This window comes from Sporomusa sp., from assembly GCF_035561155.1.
GTDB lineage: Bacteria > Bacillota > Negativicutes > Sporomusales > Sporomusaceae > Sporomusa.
The window spans coordinates 1-22,702 of record NZ_DATMYD010000009.1 but is presented as its reverse complement, the minus strand read 5'-3'; the positions used below and the strand labels follow the sequence as shown (position 1 = coordinate 22,702).

Annotated in this window: 24 protein-coding genes; 2 read left to right on the top strand and 22 right to left on the bottom strand. The window is 46.9% G+C overall.

What is annotated here, in order from left to right; translation table 11 throughout:
- Nucleotide 1: 1 nt before the first annotated feature.
- Nucleotides 2-1,447 carry a sensor histidine kinase gene (locus tag VN447_RS01710; protein WP_325522167.1) on the bottom strand — a complete coding sequence of 482 codons (1,446 nt, stop codon included), beginning with the start codon at nucleotides 1,445-1,447 and terminating at the stop codon, nucleotides 2-4.
- A gap of 274 nt (nucleotides 1,448-1,721) precedes the next feature.
- Complete coding sequence (gene tsaD, locus VN447_RS01705; RefSeq protein WP_325522165.1) at nucleotides 1,722-2,750, bottom strand: tRNA (adenosine(37)-N6)-threonylcarbamoyltransferase complex transferase subunit TsaD; 1,029 nt, start codon at nucleotides 2,748-2,750, stop codon at nucleotides 1,722-1,724.
- A gap of 126 nt (nucleotides 2,751-2,876) precedes the next feature.
- Here tsaD and VN447_RS01700 point away from each other — a divergent pair, with 126 nt between their 5' ends.
- Nucleotides 2,877-3,077: an alpha/beta-type small acid-soluble spore protein gene (locus VN447_RS01700; protein WP_075754166.1), complete on the top strand. Its 201-nt coding sequence runs from the start codon at nucleotides 2,877-2,879 to the stop codon at nucleotides 3,075-3,077.
- 347 nt (nucleotides 3,078-3,424) lie between these two features.
- Here the strand turns inward: VN447_RS01700 and rimI are convergent, their stop codons facing one another.
- From rimI to thiL, 4 genes are read right to left on the bottom strand one after another with little or no spacing between them, the layout of a single operon-like run.
- Nucleotides 3,425-3,874: a ribosomal protein S18-alanine N-acetyltransferase gene (gene rimI, locus VN447_RS01695; RefSeq protein ID WP_325522160.1), complete on the bottom strand. Its 450-nt coding sequence runs from the start codon at nucleotides 3,872-3,874 to the stop codon at nucleotides 3,425-3,427.
- A complete protein-coding gene (gene tsaB / locus VN447_RS01690) occupies nucleotides 3,875-4,567 on the bottom strand; it encodes a tRNA (adenosine(37)-N6)-threonylcarbamoyltransferase complex dimerization subunit type 1 TsaB (protein WP_325522158.1) in 693 nt (230 codons plus the stop codon).
- Entirely contained in the window at nucleotides 4,548-5,042 is a 495-nt protein-coding gene (gene tsaE, locus VN447_RS01685) for a tRNA (adenosine(37)-N6)-threonylcarbamoyltransferase complex ATPase subunit type 1 TsaE (RefSeq protein ID WP_325522156.1), read from the bottom strand. Before tsaE ends, tsaB begins: the two co-directional genes overlap by 20 nt.
- 6 nt (nucleotides 5,043-5,048) lie before the next feature.
- Entirely contained in the window at nucleotides 5,049-6,056 is a 1,008-nt protein-coding gene (thiL, locus tag VN447_RS01680; protein ID WP_325522154.1) for a thiamine-phosphate kinase, read from the bottom strand.
- Between the two features lie 178 nt (nucleotides 6,057-6,234).
- Here thiL and VN447_RS01675 point away from each other — a divergent pair, with 178 nt between their 5' ends.
- The gene (locus VN447_RS01675) at nucleotides 6,235-7,797 is read left to right on the top strand and encodes a sigma 54-interacting transcriptional regulator (protein WP_325522152.1); all 1,563 of its coding nucleotides are present in this window, start codon (nucleotides 6,235-6,237) and stop codon (nucleotides 7,795-7,797) included.
- Between the two features lie 44 nt (nucleotides 7,798-7,841).
- Here the strand turns inward: VN447_RS01675 and VN447_RS01670 are convergent, their stop codons facing one another.
- The 16 genes from VN447_RS01670 to VN447_RS01595 all read right to left on the bottom strand — a co-directional run bounded on the left by VN447_RS01670 (nucleotide 7,842) and on the right by VN447_RS01595 (nucleotide 22,402).
- Nucleotides 7,842-8,417: a GerMN domain-containing protein gene (locus VN447_RS01670; RefSeq protein ID WP_325522150.1), complete on the bottom strand. Its 576-nt coding sequence runs from the start codon at nucleotides 8,415-8,417 to the stop codon at nucleotides 7,842-7,844.
- 13 nt (nucleotides 8,418-8,430) lie between these two features.
- Complete coding sequence (locus VN447_RS01665) at nucleotides 8,431-9,573, bottom strand: N-acetylmuramoyl-L-alanine amidase family protein (RefSeq protein WP_414714863.1); 1,143 nt, start codon at nucleotides 9,571-9,573, stop codon at nucleotides 8,431-8,433.
- Nucleotides 9,574-9,697: 124 nt separating this feature from the next.
- A complete protein-coding gene (locus VN447_RS01660) occupies nucleotides 9,698-9,925 on the bottom strand; it encodes a DUF3006 domain-containing protein (protein ID WP_325522146.1) in 228 nt (75 codons plus the stop codon).
- Between the two features lie 6 nt (nucleotides 9,926-9,931).
- Nucleotides 9,932-10,840, bottom strand: a complete 909-nt coding sequence (locus VN447_RS01655) for a ComEC/Rec2 family competence protein (RefSeq protein WP_325522144.1) — start codon at nucleotides 10,838-10,840, stop codon at nucleotides 9,932-9,934.
- A gap of 199 nt (nucleotides 10,841-11,039) precedes the next feature.
- Entirely contained in the window at nucleotides 11,040-11,390 is a 351-nt protein-coding gene (locus tag VN447_RS01650) for a type II toxin-antitoxin system PemK/MazF family toxin (protein WP_325522142.1), read from the bottom strand.
- Between the two features lie 2 nt (nucleotides 11,391-11,392).
- Nucleotides 11,393-11,668 (bottom strand): CopG family ribbon-helix-helix protein, encoded by a 276-nt coding sequence (locus tag VN447_RS01645; RefSeq protein WP_325522140.1) that lies wholly within the window; start codon nucleotides 11,666-11,668, stop codon nucleotides 11,393-11,395.
- Between the two features lie 87 nt (nucleotides 11,669-11,755).
- Entirely contained in the window at nucleotides 11,756-13,306 is a 1,551-nt protein-coding gene (locus tag VN447_RS01640) for an NAD(P)H-hydrate dehydratase (protein WP_325522138.1), read from the bottom strand.
- A complete protein-coding gene (locus tag VN447_RS01635) occupies nucleotides 13,306-13,686 on the bottom strand; it encodes a holo-ACP synthase (RefSeq protein WP_325522136.1) in 381 nt (126 codons plus the stop codon). The genes VN447_RS01640 and VN447_RS01635 overlap by 1 nt, the downstream gene beginning before the upstream one ends.
- A 130-nt stretch (nucleotides 13,687-13,816) precedes the next feature.
- Nucleotides 13,817-14,566, bottom strand: coding sequence for a polyprenol monophosphomannose synthase (locus tag VN447_RS01630; RefSeq protein ID WP_325522135.1), 750 nt, complete (start codon nucleotides 14,564-14,566; stop codon nucleotides 13,817-13,819).
- Entirely contained in the window at nucleotides 14,538-14,975 is a 438-nt protein-coding gene (locus tag VN447_RS01625; RefSeq protein ID WP_325522134.1) for a GtrA family protein, read from the bottom strand. Before VN447_RS01625 ends, VN447_RS01630 begins: the two co-directional genes overlap by 29 nt.
- A 167-nt stretch (nucleotides 14,976-15,142) precedes the next feature.
- Nucleotides 15,143-15,913, bottom strand: a complete 771-nt coding sequence (locus VN447_RS01620; protein WP_325522133.1) for a flagellar motor protein MotB — start codon at nucleotides 15,911-15,913, stop codon at nucleotides 15,143-15,145.
- Nucleotides 15,914-16,699 carry a flagellar motor stator protein MotA gene (gene motA / locus VN447_RS01615; RefSeq protein ID WP_325522131.1) on the bottom strand — a complete coding sequence of 262 codons (786 nt, stop codon included), beginning with the start codon at nucleotides 16,697-16,699 and terminating at the stop codon, nucleotides 15,914-15,916.
- 156 nt (nucleotides 16,700-16,855) lie between these two features.
- Nucleotides 16,856-17,881, bottom strand: a complete 1,026-nt coding sequence (gene splB, locus VN447_RS01610; protein ID WP_325522129.1) for a spore photoproduct lyase — start codon at nucleotides 17,879-17,881, stop codon at nucleotides 16,856-16,858.
- 62 nt (nucleotides 17,882-17,943) lie between these two features.
- Nucleotides 17,944-19,626, bottom strand: a complete 1,683-nt coding sequence (locus tag VN447_RS01605) for an FAD-dependent oxidoreductase (RefSeq protein WP_325522127.1) — start codon at nucleotides 19,624-19,626, stop codon at nucleotides 17,944-17,946.
- A 74-nt stretch (nucleotides 19,627-19,700) separates the two neighbouring features.
- The gene (locus tag VN447_RS01600; RefSeq protein WP_325522124.1) at nucleotides 19,701-20,216 is read right to left on the bottom strand and encodes a ferritin; all 516 of its coding nucleotides are present in this window, start codon (nucleotides 20,214-20,216) and stop codon (nucleotides 19,701-19,703) included.
- A 107-nt stretch (nucleotides 20,217-20,323) separates the two neighbouring features.
- Entirely contained in the window at nucleotides 20,324-22,402 is a 2,079-nt protein-coding gene (locus tag VN447_RS01595; protein ID WP_325522123.1) for a thioredoxin domain-containing protein, read from the bottom strand.
- Nucleotides 22,403-22,702: the final 300 nt, after the last annotated feature.

Genomic DNA, 22,702 nt, shown 5'->3' with positions numbered 1-22,702 from the left:
GTTATTCCTCCTTCGCCTCTTTAGCGCCTTCCGTCAGCCGGGGAATGGTAATAAAAGCGTGGGTTCCGGCACGGGAAAATAGGCGGAATTTCCCCCCAAGGTCGTTTTCTATCAGTGTCCGGACAATTTGGAGGCCCAAACTGTTGGTATTCTGCAGGCAAAAACCCGTAGGGAGACCTATACCGTCATCATAGATATCTATCTGATAACTTTCCGGTGTTGTTGCAATATCAACACCAATCAGGCCCTCTTTACGCCCGACAAAGCCGTGTTCAATAGAATTTTGAATCAGTTCGTTTATTACCAACGCTAAACTACTGGCCTGTTCAGACGGCAAAATAACGGTTTGCCCATTGAGCACTGTTTCAATGTTAAAATCAGGCTCAAGCATGTTTTGAATGACCAAGTCTAAAATGTTTTTAGTGACTTCAGCCACATCAATAAATTCTCTGTCTTGTTGGGACAAAAACTCATGCACAACCGATATACTCAATATCCGGTTGACACTTTCTCTAAGCGCGGCTTTCACTTCCGGCGTTTTTGTACGCCTAGCCTGCAATCTAAGCAAACTGGCAATGGTTTGTAGATTGTTTTTGACCCGGTGGTGTATCTCCTGGATTACCGCTGACTTTACCAGCAATTCTTTTTCTTTTTTCCTAAGTTCGGTAACATCGGCAATAATAAACACGGTACGCACTGCCAGGCCGCCGACAAATATGGGAATAGCCCGCTGTACCAAGATCATGTTGCCAGCCTCAATCTCTTTTTCCACAGGTTGCCCAGTTGACAGCGCCTGCTGCGCCAGCTTCATATTGATTTGGCGGTCAGATACCCGACGGCCAATAATCTGGTTGGTACCCAGCACTTTATAAATACCATCGGCTGCTGAATTAGCAAATGCAATATGACCGCGTTCGTCAATGATAACAATGCCGTCTCGTGTTGCCAGCGGCCGATAAATTTTACGGCCCAGTGACCCAACGGCTGCAGCCATAGTCAACAGCATATATGCTGTTTCTACCAGCATGCCATGACCATCGGCACTGGCCTCCTGGTTGTTAGTCTCAAAGCTTGCTGCAGCAATTATCTGACCGACGGCGTCTTTAATAGGGAAAACCCGCATCTCAAGTGCGTCCATACCGAGCGCCCACTCGCGCTGACCGGCAATATTGGCACCAGAAACCAGCGTCCGCCATACCAAAGGCTCCTCACCTGATTGTACGGTGCTACCCAAAATATTTGTTTTAAAGTCAATATAGGTGGTATTGGGTTTAGCTTGCGCAACAATGGCTAAAAAGTTTTCATTGCGGGCCGCAGTATACAGTGTAACCTGAGCATGCGCAAGGTCAGCAGCCAGCCCCAGTACGCTTGATACTTTATCAATAACTTGAGTTTGGCTTGGAGTTAAAACTGTTATTTTCCGGCAAATATCTGCCGCTACGCCCATAAAACTTTTCCCCCGTTCCGTAAAAGAAAAACCAAGCGCTGCTTAATCTTTTATGTATTCAACTGCAACCGTAAAAATTCCTTGTTATCTGGTACCAATTTTACAAAGTTACAGTCAACAGTCTCTCTTCAGAACTTTCCCAAGGTTATCCCCCTAGTTATCCACAATATCCACAGGATTATACACAATAGCATTGTCGATTCGACAAAGCGATTACGCCATTTTTAACAAATTACCCACACTATCCACAATTGTCTTTTTATTGTTGTCCACATCACCGGTGACCCAATTTGAGAGAAGGAACGGCATTCAGGTTAAGGTCGGCAAAATCACCGGCCAAAAACTGATAATGAGCACGGCAGGCAATCATGGCGGCGTTGTCGGTACAAAGTACCGGAGGCGGATAAAAAACTGCAAGGCCCCTGTTCCCGGCTTTTGTTGCTAACTCAGTTTTCAAGGATGAATTAGCAGCTACCCCGCCGGCTAAAACAATCTGGTTAACACCGGCATGTTCTGCAGCTGCTATCGTTTTCATAACCAGCACATCAACAACAGCTGCCTGAAAACTGGCAGCCACATCAGGAATACTGACAGTCTCTCCCCGCTGCGCGGCACTGTTTAGATAGTTTAAAACAGCCGATTTTAATCCACTAAAACTAAAGGCAAACTTATTTTCCCCTGCCTGGCCTGCAAAGGCGCGTGGGAATGCAATGGCTGACGGATTACCCTGTTTGGCAGCATTATCAATATAAGGCCCGCCAGGATAAGGGAAGTTCATGACCCGTGCAATTTTATCAAAGGCTTCACCGGCCGCGTCATCACGAGTCTGTCCCAAAAGTACAAGCTCGTTATAATCCTTAAGGTGAATGAGTGAGGTATGGCCGCCTGATACTACCAGCGCCACAAACGGCGGCTCTAATTCACGATGCGCCAGGAAATTGGCAAAAATATGTCCTTCTAAATGATTGACCCCTATCAGCGGCTTATTGAGAGAAAAAGCAAGGGCTTTGGCAGTTGCCACCCCGACAAGCAGGGCACCGACCAAACCAGGGCCATAGGTAACGCCAATGGCGTTGACGTCTGCCAGCGTTGTTCCCGCCTCTACCAAAGCCTGGTCGATAACCGGAATAACATTCTCAATATGCTTGCGTGAGGCGATCTCCGGCACAACACCGCCAAATTTTTGGTGTGTCGGTACTTGCGACGAAATGATATTGGATAAAATAGTACGTCCGTTTGTGATAACAGCAGCTGAAGTTTCATCACAGCTTGTTTCTAGCGCCAATGTTAAACTTTGAGTCATAGGATAAACCTCCATCACATGTCTGCTAATTATTACATGATGCAAATGATGTATTAGAATCTCGAAAGTGAGCCAAATTAGAACCAAGGACATCAACATAAAGTCCGGGAAAGGAGGTGCGAATAGATGGCACGCTCGAATAAACCTGTAAATCCTGGTGCAGAAAATGCTCTTGACCGCATGAAAATGGAAGTGGCTAATGAATTAGGTATTTCGGAGCGCGTTCGTAGCCAAGGTTGGTCTACTATGACCTCTGCCGACTGCGGTCGCGTAGGCGGTCACATGGTTCGTAAAATGATTGAGCAGTATGAATCTACTCTCCAATAGATTGTAAAGCACAGGGCGGCTACGGCCGCCCTGCTCTTTTTTGTCACCCTTTTACCCACTTATGCATATGCTATCTTACACAATCACCCTTGGGGCCACAATCTAGCGTGGCTCCTTTTTTTATAACTCCGAAACGTTGTTATAAACGCCCATCTTCGTTGTACCCGCAAGGGGTAGGCCGCATTTCTAAGCGCTAAAGCGCCAAGAACTGCGCACTTTACTCCTGCGGGCGTTCCCTCCGACGTACTTCCCAGTACGACTGCGGTCACGTCCTCGTCGCGCCTCGCAGCTGAACATTTCTAACAGGTTTCGGGCCTTGCGGCTTATTATTAGCTTGTTGGGGATTGTTATAGATTATCCAGCCACATGATTAATGCGTCTTCGCCTATTTCGGCATAATAATTAGGGCGGATGCCGCGCTCGATGAAGCCGCGGCGTGAATATAGTTTCCGGGCCGCCGTGTTAGACGGACGGACCTCAAGTGTCATACTGACTGCGCCTTTGACTTTGGCGACAAGAATCATGTTCTCCAACAAGAGTGAGCCAAGCCCGTGTCCATGATACTCCGGCAAGAGCGCGATGTTTGTCACATGCGCTTCATCCACAACAAGCCAGAAACCTCCGTAGCCCACAATTTGGCTGTCCTTCACCATAACCAGATAATGTGCCAAGTCATTATGACCGACTTCTTCTTCAAAAGCAGCACGCGACCACGGCGTAGTGAAGGCTTTATTCTCAACAGTGATTACTTCATCAATATCTTCCGCCTGCATGCGACGTATGGTTAATTCCGACATTTAACGACACTCCTGAGACTGCCGCCGTTCCCACAGTTCTTCGGCTTCTGAACGTCTGATATATAACGGCTCTAAAGTAGCTACATCATGTTTAATACCTTGAGCATACATCTGCTGAGCCATGACTGCCACACTGCCGGCACGCGGCATAACAACATGAGGCGGCGCGGGATGAGCAATATCCTCTTTATACATAACGGCGGCTTCACCCAGTAATAGGACAGGCCGTCCTTTGGCGGCAAGTTCAGCGTTTGCCTCAGAAAACGCCACTACCCGTGGCGGGTGAGTTTCTGACATAGTACCCTCACACCACTCGTACAGGCCTAGATAGACGTTACCTTTTTGTGCATCAAGCATAGGTGCCACTAGCACTCCCGGCGCCGGACAGGCAAAAGCCATTGCTGCCAGTGTGGGCACACCGATTAGTGGAATATTAAGCGCGTAAGCGAGAGCCTTAGCTGTGGCCAAGCCAATCCTAAGTCCGGTAAAAGATCCCGGACCGATACTTACAGCAACTGCTTTAAGACTGTTTTGCGAGATTTCGGCCATTGTGAGCAGACTGGAAATATGGGGCATCAGCCGCTCAGAATGGGTTTTTCGTGTCTGAATAGTAAGTTCAGCCACCAGCGTATCCGGTGTGGCGATAGCCACGCTAGACACGAGGGTGGCTGTATCAATAGCAAGAATTGGCAACCTGTTTCAACTCCTCACACAGCTCCATATACCGCGTACCCTCAGCCTTGAGGCAGAGTACGCGTTCACTAGGGCAATCACCAGTCTTAAGTGTCAGCCAGAGACGCTCTTCTGGCAAGAATTCAGGGAATTTGTCCGGCCACTCAATAATTGCAATGCCGCCGGCTCCAATATAATGGTCAAAGCCAATATCAGCAAGCTCGGCCGGGTGTTCCAGGCGATATAGATCAAAATGATATATAGACAGTTCCTGACCGCTGCCGGTCATTCCCTCATACACATTGAGCACGGTAAAAGTGGGACTGGAAACGGCATCAGACACCTTAAGCCCAGCAGCAATTCCCTGACTTAACAGCGTCTTTCCGGCACCTAGATCACCGGACAAACATAAAACATCACCTGGTTTTAATGACTTAGCCACATTTTTTCCAAATGTGTAAGTTTCATCAGGCGACTTAGTCTTAATAACTAGCATACAGTATTACTCCTCCTGGCGGAAATGGTTAAACCCTCTGGCCTCAAGCTTTTGAGCTTGCCCGGCTTCATCAACAAGTGTCACGCCCTCGCTACTGTCAACTACCTCACCGACCCTGACCACCGCCAAATCAGGGTATGCGGCCAGCAGCGCTTCATACTTGCCCGGTTCCATAGTAAACACTAGCTGGAAATCCTCACCGCCGAAAAGAGCATAGTCAATCGCCTGTTTATTGAACTTGTCAGCAGCCTCTGTCACCTCAGGCGCAAGCGGGATTTGACCAGCGTACAGTTTGATGCCAACCTGGCTGGCTTTAGCTATTTCATGCGCTTCACTCGCAAGCCCGTCACTGATATCATCCATACTGGTGGCGCCAGCCGCTGCCAGCAATTGACCGGTTTTGACCTGCGGCCTGGGAGTCAGATGAGCGGTGACTAGCGGCCAGGCAAAAGAAGAATCCTCCCATTCACCGGCTGTCAAAAGATCCAATCCTGCTGCCGAACTTCCCAGCTTACCGGTAACAGCCACAACATCACCAGGCTGGGCGCCTGAACGACGAACCAAATTGGCCGGCTCAACCTCGCCCGTTACAGTGACATTGATAACTAATCCCTGCGGGCTGGAAACGGTATCGCCGCCGACTATGTTGACACTAAACTCACGGCAGATCTCTTTCATGCCTTTATATAGATTAATAACAAAGTCCGCCGGGGTAGACCGGGGCAAAGCCACCGATACTACCGCATGACGGGGCGCACCGCCCATGGCGGCAATATCACTCAAGTTAACAGCAATGGCTTTATAACCAAGCTGCCAGGGAGTTGTCGTCGTCAAATCAAAGTGTACCGATTCAACCAGCATGTCCGCCGTCAGCAACTGTAACTGACGGGGTGTAGGTAAGACCACGGCAGCATCATCACCAATACCAACTACTACACTGCTATGATCATGGATAGTATCTTGTTTAATTAAATCAATTAGGCCAAATTCGCCTAGTTCTTGAAGCTCATGCATAGGAAACACCACCTTTTAAGGCTGCGTAATGTTTCTAATTATTTCTCTTTTATGCAGGCATTTCCTGCAAGGGTAGTATACCACAATGTAAAAAAAAATTGTATGAAACAAAGGAATTTTTGTTATAATAGCAAATTTATTCCATAGGTAATGGACACACAAGATCAGGAGGCCCTATATGGATAACCTGTGTTTAAAAATATCCAACATTGACAGAGTCGGCCTTGTCCTTGATATTTCACAAGTTCTTGCTGCCAGACAAATCAATATCATCTCCATGGAACTTGAGATTAATACGATTTATGTAGAGATCGAGCCGCTCCATGATAGTAGCAAACAATATCTTATCCACGAACTGTGCGCAATCGCAATGGTAACTGCTGTAACCGAAATTAACCTCATGCCTCATCAGGAACGGGCCGAACAGCTTAATGCCGTACTTACTTCAGTTAGTGACGGTATTATTGGGATTGATCTTGAAGGCCGGATTACTCAATACAATCCGGCTGCTGAAAAAATTGTCCGTTTACCGGCAATCGATGTTTTGGGGCAGCCATTTGATACTATATTTCCTGCCAATAGCCCACTGTTAGAGACTTTGCAACACGGAACACGCTATAACAATCGTGAAATTGTTCTGGAAAAAACCAAAAGCCATTATCTATCAAGCGGACGTCCCATAGTTGATAAAAACGGACGCATTATCGGGGCTGTAGCAATTATTAAAGACATCAGCGCTGTCCGGGAGCTGGTATATACCGTAACTGGCCAGTTGCAGATAACCTTTGATGAAATTTTATTTACCAGCCGGTCTATGCAACGGGTAGTCACCCTTGCCAAGTCTATTGCCAGAGGGGAATCGACCGTTCTCATCAGGGGCGAGACAGGTACAGGCAAGGAACTTATCGCAAGGGCGTTACATGCTGCCTCCCCCCGAAATAATAAAATATTTGTACCGCTTAACTGTGCCGCTATTCCTGATGCACTCTTAGAAAGTGAGTTATTCGGCTACGAAGACGGTGCATTTACCGGTGCTGCCAAAGGTGGTAAACATGGATTATTTGAATTTGCAAACGGCGGTACCATATTTTTGGATGAAATCGGCGAAATCCCCTCACACCTGCAGGCTAAACTACTGCGCGTGCTGCAGGAGGGAAAAGTCCGGCGAATCGGCAGTACGCGTGAAATCCCTGTTGATGTACGTGTTTTAGCAGCTACCAACCGTAATCTAGAGAGTATGATTACTAAAGGCAGTTTCCGGGAAGACCTGTATTACCGGCTTAATGTAATTCCGCTATTTATCCCGCCGCTCCGGGAACGGAAGGATGACATACCTCTGCTGATTCAATTTTTTCTCAAACGCTGTGCCACTCGTCTCCACAAAGAGACTGATACCATTAGCCAGGCAGCGCTGGTGAAACTCACCGGCTACCATTGGCCTGGCAATATCCGTGAGCTGGAGAACGTTATCGAACGTGCTGTTAATATCGTCATCGGTAATATCATTCAGGTTGAACATATTATCTTTGATCAGGATTACACCCCCTCTATGCCTGCGGTTACTCAAGCATGCGATCGCACGCTTGATGAGATTATCAACGAAGTTGAGCACGATGTTCTGGTTAAAGCCATGGTTAAACATACTACCTCCCGGCAGTTGGGAGCTGCTCTAGGACTGTCGCATACTGCAATACTCAAAAAACTGCATAAACACGGGCTAACGCTAAAACGGAGCTCATAATAAAAAGCAGCAATTCTTCGCACTGAAGAATTGCTGCTTGATTATTACTTTTTAATAATTCTTTCTGATCGGCTCAGCGGCTCACTGGTATCCATATGACCTGAGATAGTTTCAATTTTTTTGCCTTCAACCAAAATCTGTACCTTGTGAATGTCGGGAAACTCGGTAAGCGTATTGACAATAGCGCCTACCAGCAACGTTTCACTGGCCGAGCCGCCAACATTCTTCTTGATTAATTTATCATCAAAATCTACATACGCGATATGGTCTTTGACTGTCAGGTTTTTCACTTTCGTTCCAGAAGGCATAACGCTAACAAGCTCTGGATTTTTGGTTCCGGCCAGGAGAAGCTCAATCGCTGTACGGGCCGGATGGCTGTTAACAGGCACCTTATAGGCTTCAGGCACAAGATACATGGCATCTTTAGTCGCATGGTAAACAACAAGCTGCATAGTCCGATCAGGACTGGAAGCCGTATTGGTTTGCTGCGATTGTTCAGTCACTTTTTCCGGTGTTGCCGGTGCTGTCTGATTAACAGGTGCCGAGTTGTCACACCCGGCAACCAGAAACGCTAAAGACAGCAAAAAGGCCATTATTAGCAATCTCAAGTTATTTTTCATATTACCCACCTCTTTAGTTTAGCTTGGCAGCCTGGTCAAAAAACCGTTCCAGCCCCCGTACTATTCCTAGAGACATTTTCTGCTGAAAATCGGGTGAGCTTAGGAGTTTTTCTTCATCTGGATTTGAAATGAACGCCAGCTCAATAAGCGCCGCCGGCATCTGGGTCCGCTTAATTACATAGAAGTTGGCCGGATTAGTCCGACGGTCCTGGAGTTTGCCCGCCTCAATCAGACTTGTTTGTAAGGCTCGTGCCAACATAGAATCATACTTCGTTTTCTGATAATAGTACGTTGACGTGCCGCCTACAGTGCGGTCGGGAAAGGCATTCATATGAATGCTTAAGAATACATCAGCTTTACGACTATTGGCAGCTGTCGAACGCGCTTTGAGTTCATCAACAGCTGATGCGTTAGGGCCGTAAACATCACGGTCATCCTGACGCGTCATAATTACCCTGGCCCCCGCCTTTTCCAGCAGAGTCCGTACATTCTGGGCCACAGCCAATGTCGCTGTCTTTTCTTGATACTGGCTGGGACCAATAGCCCCAGGATCACTGCCCCCATGACCGGGGTCAATCGCAATTACTTTGTTTTTCAGCCCGGTTGTAAAAGAAAAATCTGGCATCGGCACGGGTTTGTTTACATCAACAACGACCCGGAAAGGCTTGTTAGCCTTGGCGTCGCTGGGCAGGGTAAATACCCTGTAGTCGGTATCCTCAACCATAAGCGGCAGGTCAAAGGTCACTTTAGTATCTTGACCACTGACATCAAAGCTTACTTTTTCGATAACTTTTCCATCAAAGGTAAGGTCTTCAATCGCTTTACCCGGTGTTGTCCCTTTTATTGTCACACTTAGACGCGGCGTAGGCCCAGCAATAACTACACCACTGGCTTCAACAGGGCCGGATACATCCATTACCAGCCTCATCATAGCTGTTCCAGTAAGGGCTTCCGTATGATTAGCCCACCGGACTTGACTAAGTTCTAGCTGACGGCTGATCCCGCGTGATTCGACTGCTTTCTCGGAAGTTATTTTCGGCAAACTAATAACAGGCTTAGCTTCCGGAACAGCATCTGGAGCGGCATATACGCCTGTCCAAGAGGCAACAAACAGAACGAGCAGAAACATTAACGCTATCTTTCGCAATAAAGGCACCTCCAAACCGCGAAGTGTCTTGTACCTATTCGTGATCCTTGTCAAAATTCCTGCAGGACTTAAGTCTGATTTTCTAAAAAGGTACAATATATGCGCTGAACCTATAAAGTATTCCTGCTACCGACTATTTATTGTTGCCCTGCTGTCGAATAATCTGTTCAAACAGCGCATCCACCTCTGCTTGTGCCTGTTGTGTGGCTTCAGCATCAACTGTTACCTGTATCGCCAGAATATCGCCTTCTTTAGTTTCCGGCAACAGCTCTTTTGGCCAGTTGACGCTAATCTCCTGGTCACCAACTAACAGCACCGCTTTGCTTCCTTCAAACCGGTCAATCACGGCTTTTATCTTCATGACAGCTTATCGCTCCTTCGCAATGGCATATGTTTTACCATCGGTAGTAACAGTCAGAGTACCGTCAGTATCGGTACGGTACACCTTTATTTTTTTCTCGTTGTATTTCTTTAAGGTTGACGGATGTGGATGGTGGTAATCATTGTTGGCCCCTAGTGAGATTAAGGCTGCCTCAGGACTGACCGCCTGTAGGAAAGGCACAGATGAGGAGGTCTTACTGCCGTGGTGGCCACTCTTTAGCAACGTGCTTTTAAGGTTAGCCGCACCTTTTTTGAGCATCCGCTCTTCAGACTCCTGTTCGGCGTCTCCAGTCAGCATCATAGAAAAATTACCGTAAACCAGCTTGGCAACGATTGAGTTGTTGTTTAAATCAGGCTCAGAGCCGCCGATGAACGGCTGCTCCGGTGCCAAGACGTTAAGCGCCGCTTCGTTGCCTAACTCAATCGTTGTACCGGCAGTAACCACTGAAAAAGGAATATTCCTTTTCTGTATTTGTGTTAGATACTGCTTGTACAGGTTTGAGGTCGTTTTCTGGCCGCTGTCATAAACCTGCTTAACAGAGAAATGTTCAAATAAAGCCGCGGCGCCGCCAATATGGTCGGCGTGCGGATGGGTAATAATCAGCTTATCAATGGTGCTAATTCCCTGGCTCTTCAACATACTAACCAGTTTATCCCTGGCCGGAACATCGCCGGTATCAATAAGCACCACCTGATCTTTGGTACGGATAAGGATGGCATCCCCTTGACCGACATCAAGCACCTTGACAGTAACCGGTGCCCCTGCAGAGGCTGCCGCCGGTGTCTTGCCACCAGGCTGAGCGGTTATACCCGCGCCGCCACAGCCAGTCGCAAGGATAAGTGAAAACACGGTCACAGCAATGACAAGCCATGACCATTTGCGTATTTTATTCATTTGGTCTACCCCCAATATGTATTCCAACCACACCAAAGGCTGGTCAAAAGTGGTCAGATGCTAGGCGCACCGGAAAAACGCGCAGCGCCGCGTACGGTTTGTGTACGCAAGCAAGCGTTTTGAGGAGCAACGAAGCAGATGGCCGCTTTTCACCAGCCTTCTAAACTAAAAATAGGCAGTTTCCCGCCTACACCTAGCCCTACAACTGAACCAAGCCAATACTTATCCGTATAGCTTCGTCCACCTTATTCATAATTTCTTCGCTTAAATGCGTTACTTTGTCCCTAAGACGGCGCTTATCAATGGTCCGGAGCTGTTCTAACAGCACAACCGAATCTTTTTCAAGATTATATTGACTGGCATTTACTTCAACATGTGTGGGCAGTTTAGCCTTGGAAATCTGCGACGTAATCGCCGCGACAATAACCGTTGGGCTGTACTTGTTACCGACATCATTTTGAATGACCAGAACTGGCCGGTGGCCACCTTGTTCTGAACCGACCACAGGACTCAAATTAGCGTAATAAATATCTCCGCGCTTGACAATCATCGCTATTCACGCTCCGCCAGCAGGCCAGGCATCAGTTCAAATGTGTCAATATCAGCCAGTAGGCCTTCCTCGGCCAAAGCCAGATTAATGACTGCCATTTCCTGATAACCCTTTTTCATCATATCCCGTACTGCTTTTCTCTTGCGTTCTTCTATATAAAGACGCATGGCTTCTCTGACAAACTGGCTTCTGCTCAATTTGTCCATAGCTATTATGCCGTCTACTTCTTGTAACAATGCATTAGGAATACTTATCATGATTCGCCGTAATTCTGCCACACCTTCACCCCCGCCAGTATGGAGCATATTAAAAGATAATATTATTATATAAGCAGTTATATACCAGTGTCAACTTTTTTATATACTTTAATAGCCTTTTATGCCGTACAATGCTGCTGGCACAGCTTTAATCAAATCTGTCGCCGCCATACCGACCATTCCGGCAGCTGCCGCAACATCGCCAGCCAAGCCGTGAATATACACCCCGGCTACTGCAGCATCATGGCTTGAAAGACCTTGGGCTATCAGGCCGGCAATGATGCCTGTAAGTGCATCACCGGTTCCGCCTGTAGCCATTCCAGCATTTCCGCTAGTATTAATATATACTTCTCCATCCGGAAAAGCAACAACTGTCCGCGCCCCTTTAAGCACAACAATACTGCCCCACTCGCCAGCTGCCTGCCGGGCCACATTCACACGGTCAGCGTTTACCGCCTGGATTGAGAGGCCGGTCAGTCGTGCCATCTCGCCCGGGTGTGGCGTCAATACCGGTAATGCTGCACAGTCAGATAGACTATCTGTATAGCCTGCCAGCGCATCCAGCGCATCTGCATCAATCACCAGCGGGCACTCTGCTGCTACAATTACAGCTCGTACTGCCGCCGCAGTCTCTTCATGGCGGCCAAGACCGGGACCAATTGCCATCACATCATTGGCTGACGCCAGACTGATAATCTCACGTACAGCTTCCTGGCTGATAGCGCCTGCTAAAGTTTCGGCCAGTGGCCTAGTCATTACTTCAGTCAGTTTAACCGCTAATACATCCTGCAAACTTGCCGGAGCCGCCAACGTAATCAGTCCGGCTCCGGCTCTGAGTGCTCCTTCAGCGGTCATAGCGGCGGCCCCACTCAGACCACGCGAACCGGCCACAACAGCCAGCCGCCCGGCCATTCCTTTATGGGCTGCGGGGCTGCGCCTAGGCAAAATTGTACGGATCGTATCTGCCATTATGATATTTTGTTTAATATTCTGCCCTGCCACGATAGCCGTAGGTATACCAATATCAGCCACCGCGAGCTCACCGGCGTACTCTGCACCAGGATATAAAAAGATGCCCGGTTTTGGCAGACCAAAAGTCACCGTATGTGTTGCACGCACAGCGTTACCGCAAATCCGGCCAGTATCAGCATCCACGCCAGAGGGGATATCTACCGCAATAACCAGTTTGCCGGCTGCATTAATAATATCAATAAGCTGAGCCATGTCACCGCTAAGTTCGCCGCGAAAACCGGTGCCTAAGAGCGCGTCCACAAGACAGTCCGCAAAGGTAGCTGCCACTTTTACCTTGTCCCAAACACGATCATTATTGATTTCGATTATATCAATACCCATTCGCTCAATAATATCAAGATTAATTCGGGCATCACCGCTCACGGCTTCTTTTTCTCCCAATAAGAAGACTTTAACCTTGCCTCCCTGGTTGGCAATGTGCCTGGCAATCACATAGCCATCGCCGCCATTATTGCCTTTGCCGGCAAAAATACAGAACTTCCGCTCAGATAGCGGTTCCATTATCGTCTCCAGTTGCCGTACTACCGCCACCCCGGCGTTTTCCATCAATACCGCGCCGGGAATGCCGTAATCATCAATTGCAATACGGTCAATCTCCCGCATTTCATTGGCTGTTGCTGCTCTCATCACTTTCCGCCTCCCTCTAAAACTGCCTGAGCTGCCGCATATTCCCGGGCATGCGTCAGAGAAATATGTATATCAGTAACCCCAAGCTCACCAGCCAGCACAGCAAAACTACCGTGAAGGGCAATGACCGGTTTACCCCTGTCTGCTACTATGACCTCAATATCTTTGATATTCCCGCCTGCAAAGCCGCTGCCAAGCGCTTTAGCCACTGCCTCCTTAGCCGCAAAACGTGCAGCAAACGAAGCTGCCTGCTGGACACCCCTGCTGCGGCAATAGGCCGCCTCTTGGGCCGTAAACACCCGCTGAATAAACGCCTCCCGCTCAACAGCCGCCTTAATTCTGTTTATCTCAACAATATCAATACCTATGCCAATGATCATGACTCACCTTCCACAAATTTACAAATTAGGCTTCAAAAACAATTATATACCAAAAGTAACAATAAAAAAACTAGGCTTTTAACCTAGTTGCAAATAAAACACCCAGAGCACGCTGTGTACCCAGGCTCCGTTAACTTAAGTTATTTTTGACACCCATTACATTGCCAGCCCTTAAAAAACCCTTGGCAGCCCTCAGTTTAAGAACCATTAATACGGCTTCCCTGAAGATAGACGAAGACATCTTCGATTGTCCCTCCTGCCGTTCTTCAAAGATGATAGGAACTTCCTTAATATTAAAGCCTAATAAAAAAGCACGATAAGTCATCTCTATCTGAAAAGAGTAGCCGTTTGATTTAATATTGTCAAGGTCAATCGCTTCTAACACCCTGCGACGAAAACACTTAAAGCCACCAGTTAAGTCATGAAATGGCATGTTGAGAAGGATGCGGGAGTACAGACTGCCGCCAATACTGATTAGCCTTCGAAAAAAATTCCAGTTGGTTACGCCCCCACCGGCAACATACCGGCTGCCCAACACTACGTCACAACTGGCGATGGCTTTTATAAATTGCGGTAAATACTTAGGGTTATGTGAAAAATCAGCATCCATTTCAAAGATAAGCTCGTATTCACGCTCAAGCGCCCACTTAAAACCGGCAATATAGGCGGTACCTAGACCAAGTTTTCCTGACCTCTTTAACAGAAAAAGCTTGTCCTGATATTCGGAGGTCTTTAATTCTTCAATTAGTTCACCGGTACCATCAGGCGAGGCATCATCAACTACCAAAACGTGAATATCAGATACAGAACCGTATACCAGTTTTAATAGTTGAGCAATATTTTCTTTCTCGTCATATGTTGGAATAATTACAAGCTTCATCAGTAGTTGCCTCCTCGCACTTGCTGCGCCTGTCGCTAAAGGTTATGACGTAATTAAGCGCAAAAGTAAGCGCCCCGGTGGCGCCAATGGCAGTGAGCTGTGCAACTGTCGCATTCACAGCAAATTGTTCGACCAAGACCTGTAAAATCATCAGATTGGCCACTAAATTAATGATGCTGCAAGCTACAAATGAGATATATTTGTGCCTGAGACTCTTATTAGTAGCCCGCCCTTTAAATGTCCATAGCAGATTCCAGACAAAATTGTTGGTGACAGCCGCTATAAATGATAGCAGTGCTGCAGTTATGTAGCTGATGCCAAGGGCAGTTAGCGGGATAAACACTGCCATATTAACGCCCACACCTGATAAGCCGATAATCGAAAACCTGACGAACATTTTTAAAACCATATAAGCCCCTTCTCCTTCCTACTTGTTTAGTATCTAAAGGCGAGATCATTACGCAATGTATCTAGTATTTAGCTATTGCCGGAAAATTATATTAATATTTGACAAAATAAAAAAGCGAGGCAATAATTGCCTCGCTTTTGATAAATTAAGTGGTATGTAATTATTATTTACGGACGGTAGTTGCGCTGGATAAACACCTCTACCCGCCTATTCATAGCTCGTCCCTCAGAAGTATTGTTACCCACAACCGGCCGGTACTCACCATACCCGGTAGCGCTAAACCTTTCAGGCCTAAGCCCTGTTTCCTGGGACATTAGAAACCTCATAAAATTTACGGCCCGACGTGAGCTTAGTTCCCAGTTAGAAGGAAAATCCCGGGTGTTGATTGGTACAGTATCAGTATGACCTGATACCGTAACCTTCTGGGTAAGTGGCGACAACAATTTGGCTATCTGGGTGCCGAAACGGCGGGATTCAGGTCTAAGGTCAGCACTGCCTGACGGGAATAGTGCCGTATCCTGAATGCGGATCATAAGTCCGTCATCGGTCAGCGAAGTAGATAAATCTCCCCCCAAGCCATTATCAGCAATGTACTTATCCAACATTTTCTTTAGCTCAATTAATTGCGCTGTTTCCTGCATATAGGCCTTTTCATTGATGCCGTTCATGGCAGTCATTACTGCAGGAATTTGTGGAGCAGGCGGATTAGCCTGGCTAGTCTCCGGCTGGGGCGGCTTAGGACTCTCCAAAAGCGCCGGGCTGCCGTTAAATGCCACATTAAAAGAGGCTGCTATCTGATCAAACTTTTTCTGATCAACCTGAGCGGACGCAAAAAGTACAATAAACAGCGCCAGGAGCAGTGTCAGAAGGTCAGAGTAGGGAATAAGCCAGGTCTCGTCCGCATGCTCCTCGTGATGTTCTTTCTTTTTTCTGCTCATTTACTTATCCTCCGGTTTAGGCTTTAGCAGATCCCGGACCTTTTGAGGAATAAATACCAGCAGCTTAGACTCTATTGCCATCGGGGAATCACCGGCTTGGAGAGACAGTATCCCTTCAACCATCATCCGTTTCAATTCTACTTCGTCTTTCGATATCAGCTTAAGCTTAGTAGAAAACGGATGCCACAGTACATAGCCTGTAAATATACCCAGCAAAGTAGCCACAAACGCAGCGGCAATCGAGTGACCTAATTTCTCGATATCATCCAGGTTACCGAGTGCAGCAATCAGACCGATTACCGCGCCTAGTACCCCGAGTGTGGGCGCATACATTCCGGCTTGAGAAAAAATGAGCGCTCCGGAGCGGTGACGTTCTTCCATGGCTTCAATATCAGCGTCTAGTACGTCCCTGACAAAATCGACATCCATACCGTCAATAACCATGCTCATGCCATTCTTCAAGAATGGATCATGAATATCCTCCAGCCTGCTCTCCAGCGCCAAAATACCTTCCCGTCGCGCTATCTGCGACAGCTCAACAAACAACTTAAGTAGTTCAGACTTGGCAATACGTTCTTCTTGCTTAAATAATTTCTTAATTAATACTGGGAAATTTTTAACTTGCTCAAGCGGGAAGGCATTGAGCAAAGCGGCCGCCGTACCAACAAAAATAATCATAAATGCCGCTGGGTTTATCAGTGCAGCCGGGCTAGCACCCTTAAGTGCCATACCAACAATAACAGCCACAATCCCCAATATCATACCAAAAACTGTTGATTTTTCCAAATAGAAGCCCTCCCTGCGATCTAGGCAAAAATGTCACTATAATATATATCGGAAATTCTCAAATGTAATTAAGGGTTCTCTAAACATAAAAATAAGTCCTGCCACAAATTATGGCAAGACTTGATTTATTTATTGTAAACAATTAACAAAAGTCTTTTACACAAAATATTCAATTTTAGCATGGGGAAAGGTGGCGGAAAGCTTGCCTGTGAGGTAATCCTTAATCTCGGCCATTACTTCGGGCTGATAAATGTACTTTCCATAACCAAACTGTCCGTATTTAAATTTTCGATCACTTTCTTCCATTGGCAAATCAGTCTCGGGAAATAAATCCAGAATATTATTCTTGGCCCTCTTAGTAAATCTGTGAGAAATAAGCTCAAAAGTCAAATCACCTCTTGCGTCATCAGGCAACTGAGCATCAAGCGCTTCAAGCAGACTGCCATACTCCTTCTGCCAGCCGGGAAAGTAGAAAATGGGTGCAATAATAAACCCTAGCGGATACCCAGCCCCTGCCACCTTGCCAGCAGCTGCCACCCGTTCGATTATAGAAGGTGTCACATGCTCATACTTTTCGATAACAGACGCAGCGTTTAAACTAAACCGGAAGCGGGTATGACCGTTATGCCTGGCGCTAAGCAGGGTATCTACCTTATCGTGCTTAGTAACAAAACGAAACCGCCCCAGTTCATGGCTGCCAAAAAACTCAATTGTTTTGAATAAAAGTCCGGTCAAGTATTCAGTAGGAATCGGGTCAGAAGTAGCAGCGCCTTCAAACCAGGTAATTTCCGGCGCACGCTCCTTTATATAGGTTTCGGCTTGCTCAAAAATTTCTTCAATATTTACATATACTCTAAGGTACGGCTTTTTTCCCAGAGTAGTCGCTAGATAGCAATACTCGCACATACTCGGACAACTGGTGTTAAGCGGCAGTTGATAATGCGCCGAAGGCTTACAGCTGGCAAAATCCGTACTTTTTCTCACCCCAACTACCAGGGTGCGTTTGGCTTCGCGAAAGGCTTCCTGGGGTGTTTTTCCGGGAATCCCAGTCACCCGGTTATGTGATCCTGTGAATTGTACAGGAACATTCATGGCTTGAAGTTTTTCATATAATTCTTTTCCCATCAGATAATCCAGTGCGCCAGGTTCAAAAAAAGCGCGTTTGGGTACAAAAGATTTCATGGCGGCAAATTCACCTCAACATTAGTGTGAACTGCCGCCATGACTTTTACGCGAGCCTATTATTATTTTTCACAGTCAAAAGGCCAGGAAACAATACCGCCTTCCAGTACTTTGACATTGTTAAAGCCGGCTCCCTCTAAAATACAAGCTGCTTCATAGCCACGGAGGCTGATTTTACAAAATGCAATCACTTCATCATCTTTACCGATTTCATTCAGCTTGGTTCTAAGCTGCCCAAGCGGAATGTTCTTCACGCCCGGACAGTTGGCAAGACGAATCTGGCTGTATTCTGCCGGTGAGCGTACATCCAGAAATACCGCGTTGCCCTCAGCCATCTTTTCCTTAGCCGTCAGCGCCGATATGCCCTTTAATTTACCGCTTAGCTTATTCATAACTGCATTAGCCGCAACGGCTACGTTATCAATCGGACTGCTATAAGGGGGCGCATAGGCCAAATCCATATCAAACAGATCATCAATCGTTGCGCCCATTGTGAGTGCCGCCGCCATAACGTCAATTCGTTTGACTACTTCGCCTTCACCAAAGGCCTGCGCTCCGAGAATTTTACGGCTGTCAGCCTCAACAATCAGCTTAACCGTGATCGGCTTAGAGCCTGGCATATAGTGCGGTTTATCCGGCCCAGCCACCATAGCGGTTACATATTGATACCCAAGTTCTTTGGCTTCCCGTTCGGTAAGACCAGTTTTGCCGACATGAAAGTTCAGTACCCTGACAGCTACCGTATTTAACACACCGCGAAACTTGATACGATTACCGCCGATATTTTCACCGATTACCCGCCCATGCTTATTGGCCGTCGAGCCCATGGGGGCAAACACCTTCTTGCCTGATACGATATTCGTATTCTCAGCACAGTCGCCGCCGGCATAGATATCCGGGTCGCTTGTTTCCATGTACTCGTTAACCGCGATAGCACCTGAAGGACCGATGGCAAGACCGGCTGCTTTGGCTAATTCAGTATTAGGGCGGACACCAATGGCTAGCACCACGATATCTGTTGGAATAACGCGCTTGTTAGTCACAACTTCCTTTACTGTGCCCTCACCGCCAAATCGTTCAACCTTCTCACCCAGTAATAGCGTAATGCCGTTTGCAACCGCATATTTAGCCACCGAGCCAGCAACCTCGGTATCTAAGAAAGCCGGAAACACCTGCTCTTTCATCTCGATAACCGTTACATCAACACCCCGGACCTTAAACGATTCCGCCATTTCCATACCAACAAGACCAGCACCGATAACTACGGCGCTTTTAATCTGCCCGTTATCAATCCCTGAGCGTACAGCAACCGCATCATCCGGATGCCAAAACTGGTGAATACCACCTAGCTCAATACCGGTAAGCGGCGGTTTCACAGGAGTAGCGCCTGTAGCAATAACCAGCTTATCATAGGGTAATACTGATTCTTCACCGGTTTCCAAACTTCTGACTGATACCGTTTTATCCACCCGGTTAATGGCAGTAACCAACATCCTGATACGAACATCCACATTCTTTACATTCTTAAAAAAATCAGGATTGCGTATCGCACCTGCCGGAGTTTTCACAAACTCACTTACATCAGCAATCAAGCCGCCGACATAATACGGCATACCGCAAGCGCCATAGGAGATGAGCGAACCTTTTTCTAAAACGATAATTTCTGCCTCGGGATCTTCCCTGCGGATCTTGGCTGCTGACTTAAGCCCTGCCGCCACAGCACCAATGACGACTACTTTTTTCACACAACATTCCTCCTACCCCCAGGGAGGGGGTTATGTATTTTAACAAAAGACCCCGGACAGGGGTCTCGTTTTGTTTACTTAGTGTTAGCCGCCGGCGGTTGATAAGTCCTGGTGGCCAGTTCTTTATCCAAGTAGAACAGGCCTGAATTTTTATCACCAATCATTCTAAGCTGTTCAAGAACCTCACTGGCAGAAGCTTCTTCCTCTACCTGTTCGGTCACAAACCATTGAAGGAAAATTTGGGCAGCCACGTCTTTTTCTTCAACAGCAACTTCGTACAGTTTATTAATCAAACTAGTAACATGTTCTTCATGAGCTAATATCTGCTCGAATACTTCAACAGGCTTGCCGAACTCGGCCGGCGGTGCGTCAATTACCTTAAGGTCTAGCTCGCCGCCGCGCTCCAGTATATAATCAACGAATTTTAATGCATGCATAGTTTCTTCCTGATACTGTACTCGTAACCAATTGGCAAAACCTTTCAGGTTTTTGGACATGCAGTAACCGGACATGGCCAGATAGAGATTAGCTGAATACATTTCTGCCTGGATTTGATGGTTGATGGCTTTTTGTAATTTTGCAGTAATCATTATATAATCCCCCTTCATTGTCTCAATCATATTTTACCAATTTTCTGGCAAACAGACAAGACTTTTCGACAACTTATTTTAATTTAATACTAAAAGATATCTATTGTTTAATCCCTCTTTATTAAGACCTGTTTAAACTCCTCAACTGTCTGGACAGGGCGCTGACAGGTGAAATTCTCGCAAATATATCCTGTAGCCCGGCCACTAATAGCTCCTTGTCCGGCGGCCACAGGAACGAGTTCCCAGTTGTCTGCCTGATAGACCGGATTATTGTAGATGACAGTCGTTTCAGGCATAAAGCTTTGCCCAGCCAGCGCCAACATGGCCTGAACATTCGGGTCTTCCTTTTCCCCAGCTATTACAATATGGCTAGGCGGTGTGAGGTAATAGTCAAGCGCCAACAAAAAATAGGTGTACGCACGGGGATAATGAGAGATCTCCGCACTGAAATACTTAAACATGTCTTCAACCATGGCAGTATACTCAGCATTTTCGGTCAGCCGTCCTAATTTCAACAAAACTAAAGCAGCCACAGAATTGCCTGAAGGTATAGCACCATCATAAATTTCTTTTTGGCGCAATAACAATTCTTCGCCGTCATTGCCGGTAAAATAAAATCCCCCATTTTCCATGTCCCAGAACAGTTGTTTAAGGTCTTTGCTCAAAGCGATCGCCTGCCGCAAATACTTAGGAGCGAAGGTTGTTTCATATACCTCTAAGAGACCCCACAGCATGAACGCATAGTCATCCACATACCCCAGATAGGCCGCATTGCCCTCCCGGTAACGGGCTAACAAACGTTTGCCATCTTCTGCAGTAAGCTTAGCAAAGATAAACTCTGCTGCCTGCTCAGCAGCCTGAGTATAATCTTCTCTTTGCAGTACCCTTCCGGCCTTGGCCAGCGCCGCAATCATCAACCCGTTCCAGGCTGTCAGTATTTTATCATCTTTAAAGGGATGCACCCGCTGCTCCCGAGCCTGATACAATTTCTCCCTGGCTTCAGCCATTTTGGCCTCAAGTTCATTAATATCAAGGTTATGTTTTGCGGCGTAATCATATAAATCATGTTGAATCAGATTCACAATACTTTCGCCGTGTTCAAAATTACCGTTCGGGGTGATGTTATACACATCGGTAAATAGTTCACCAAGCTCTGTGCCTAACAGTGCAATAATCTCCTGCGGTGTCCAGACGTAGAACTTGCCTTCCACACCTTCAGAGTCCGCATCCTCGGCTGAATAGAAAGCACCGCCGGGGCTGGTCATATCCCTCATTATATATGTAATAATCTCCTCAGCAACGCGGGCAAAGTCCGGGTCTCCGGTACACTGATAAGCTTCCACATAGGCATAGCAAAGAAGAGCATTATCATACAGCATTTTCTCAAAATGCGGTGCAAGCCACTTGTTGTCTGTTGAATAACGGGCAAACCCGTAGCCTAGATGGTCATAAATCCCGCCCCGGCTCATCGCATCAAGCGTCTTAACCACCATCGCAATGGCCTTTTTATCCCCTGACCGCCGCCAATAGCGCATGAGAAACAAGAGGTTATGGGGTGTCGGAAACTTAGGTGCAGTCCCAAAACCACCATAGGTTGGATCAAAGTCACTTAAAAGCTGGGAAAATGCACTCTCCAGCGTTGTCTGCGACAACTGCCCCTTTTCCGTTTTAACTGGCTGCTGCTTCAGCGATTGAGCCAGCTTTTCGCCAATCTCTTCAATCTTATCCCGGTTCTGGTCCCACTGCTCTTTCAACATTGACAATACTTCCAGCAGTCCCGGCCTACCCCACATAGCATGTTTAGGCAGATAAGTCCCGGCAAAAAACGGCTTTTTATCAGGAGTCATCACAATTGTCAGCGGCCAACCGCCTTGCCCGGTCACAGCCTGACACACTGCCATATAAATATGGTCAACGTCAGGTCGTTCTTCCCGGTCAACCTTAATCGATACAAAGTAGTTATTCAAAAGCGCCGCTACTTCATCGTCCTCAAAGGACTCTCGCTCCATGACATGGCACCAATGGCATGTACTATAGCCACAACTAAAAAATATCGGCTTGTCTTCTTCTTTTGCCTTCGTAAACGCCGCTTCGCCCCAGGGGTACCAGTCTATTGGGTTGTGTGCGTGTTGTAATAGGTATGGACTCTTTTCATTCGCTAGGTGGTTAACGTGCTTAGTAGACACTTGTATCACCTCGTTTTATTGCTGTACCATTTAGGATTTGCTTACGTTGGGTTTTACATACGCTATATAATGGATAATTATTATTTATTAGTGTTATTTATATTTTAGTTGGAATCATGTGGTAAGTCAAGGTGGAATATTGCAATAGTATACAAGTACTGTAAGCGTCAAACAAGAAGGTGGCTAGAAAAAAACAAAACCGGCCATCTCATTTACCGGTTTTGCTAGAAGAGCACTTTTTCTGAATGTCTGGGTGCCATGGAAGATAGTCATCCAAAATCTCGGGATATTGCCGAAAAG

Coding starts and splice junctions, on each gene's coding strand:
- VN447_RS01710 (WP_325522167.1), bottom strand. CDS start 1,447: ATGGGCGTAGCGGCAGATATTTGCCGGAAAATAACAGTTTTAACTCCA.
- tsaD (WP_325522165.1), bottom strand. CDS start 2,750: ATGACTCAAAGTTTAACATTGGCGCTAGAAACAAGCTGTGATGAAACT.
- VN447_RS01700 (WP_075754166.1), top strand. CDS start 2,877: ATGGCACGCTCGAATAAACCTGTAAATCCTGGTGCAGAAAATGCTCTT.
- rimI (WP_325522160.1), bottom strand. CDS start 3,874: ATGTCGGAATTAACCATACGTCGCATGCAGGCGGAAGATATTGATGAA.
- tsaE (WP_325522156.1), bottom strand. CDS start 5,042: ATGCTAGTTATTAAGACTAAGTCGCCTGATGAAACTTACACATTTGGA.
- thiL (WP_325522154.1), bottom strand. CDS start 6,056: ATGCATGAGCTTCAAGAACTAGGCGAATTTGGCCTAATTGATTTAATT.
- VN447_RS01675 (WP_325522152.1), top strand. CDS start 6,235: ATGGATAACCTGTGTTTAAAAATATCCAACATTGACAGAGTCGGCCTT.
- VN447_RS01670 (WP_325522150.1), bottom strand. CDS start 8,417: ATGAAAAATAACTTGAGATTGCTAATAATGGCCTTTTTGCTGTCTTTA.
- VN447_RS01660 (WP_325522146.1), bottom strand. CDS start 9,925: ATGAAGATAAAAGCCGTGATTGACCGGTTTGAAGGAAGCAAAGCGGTG.
- VN447_RS01655 (WP_325522144.1), bottom strand. CDS start 10,840: ATGAATAAAATACGCAAATGGTCATGGCTTGTCATTGCTGTGACCGTG.
- VN447_RS01650 (WP_325522142.1), bottom strand. CDS start 11,390: ATGATTGTCAAGCGCGGAGATATTTATTACGCTAATTTGAGTCCTGTG.
- VN447_RS01640 (WP_325522138.1), bottom strand. CDS start 13,306: ATGAGAGCAGCAACAGCCAATGAAATGCGGGAGATTGACCGTATTGCA.
- VN447_RS01635 (WP_325522136.1), bottom strand. CDS start 13,686: ATGATCATTGGCATAGGTATTGATATTGTTGAGATAAACAGAATTAAG.
- VN447_RS01630 (WP_325522135.1), bottom strand. CDS start 14,566: ATGAAGCTTGTAATTATTCCAACATATGACGAGAAAGAAAATATTGCT.
- VN447_RS01625 (WP_325522134.1), bottom strand. CDS start 14,975: ATGGTTTTAAAAATGTTCGTCAGGTTTTCGATTATCGGCTTATCAGGT.
- VN447_RS01620 (WP_325522133.1), bottom strand. CDS start 15,913: ATGAGCAGAAAAAAGAAAGAACATCACGAGGAGCATGCGGACGAGACC.
- splB (WP_325522129.1), bottom strand. CDS start 17,881: ATGAAATCTTTTGTACCCAAACGCGCTTTTTTTGAACCTGGCGCACTG.
- VN447_RS01600 (WP_325522124.1), bottom strand. CDS start 20,216: ATGATTACTGCAAAATTACAAAAAGCCATCAACCATCAAATCCAGGCA.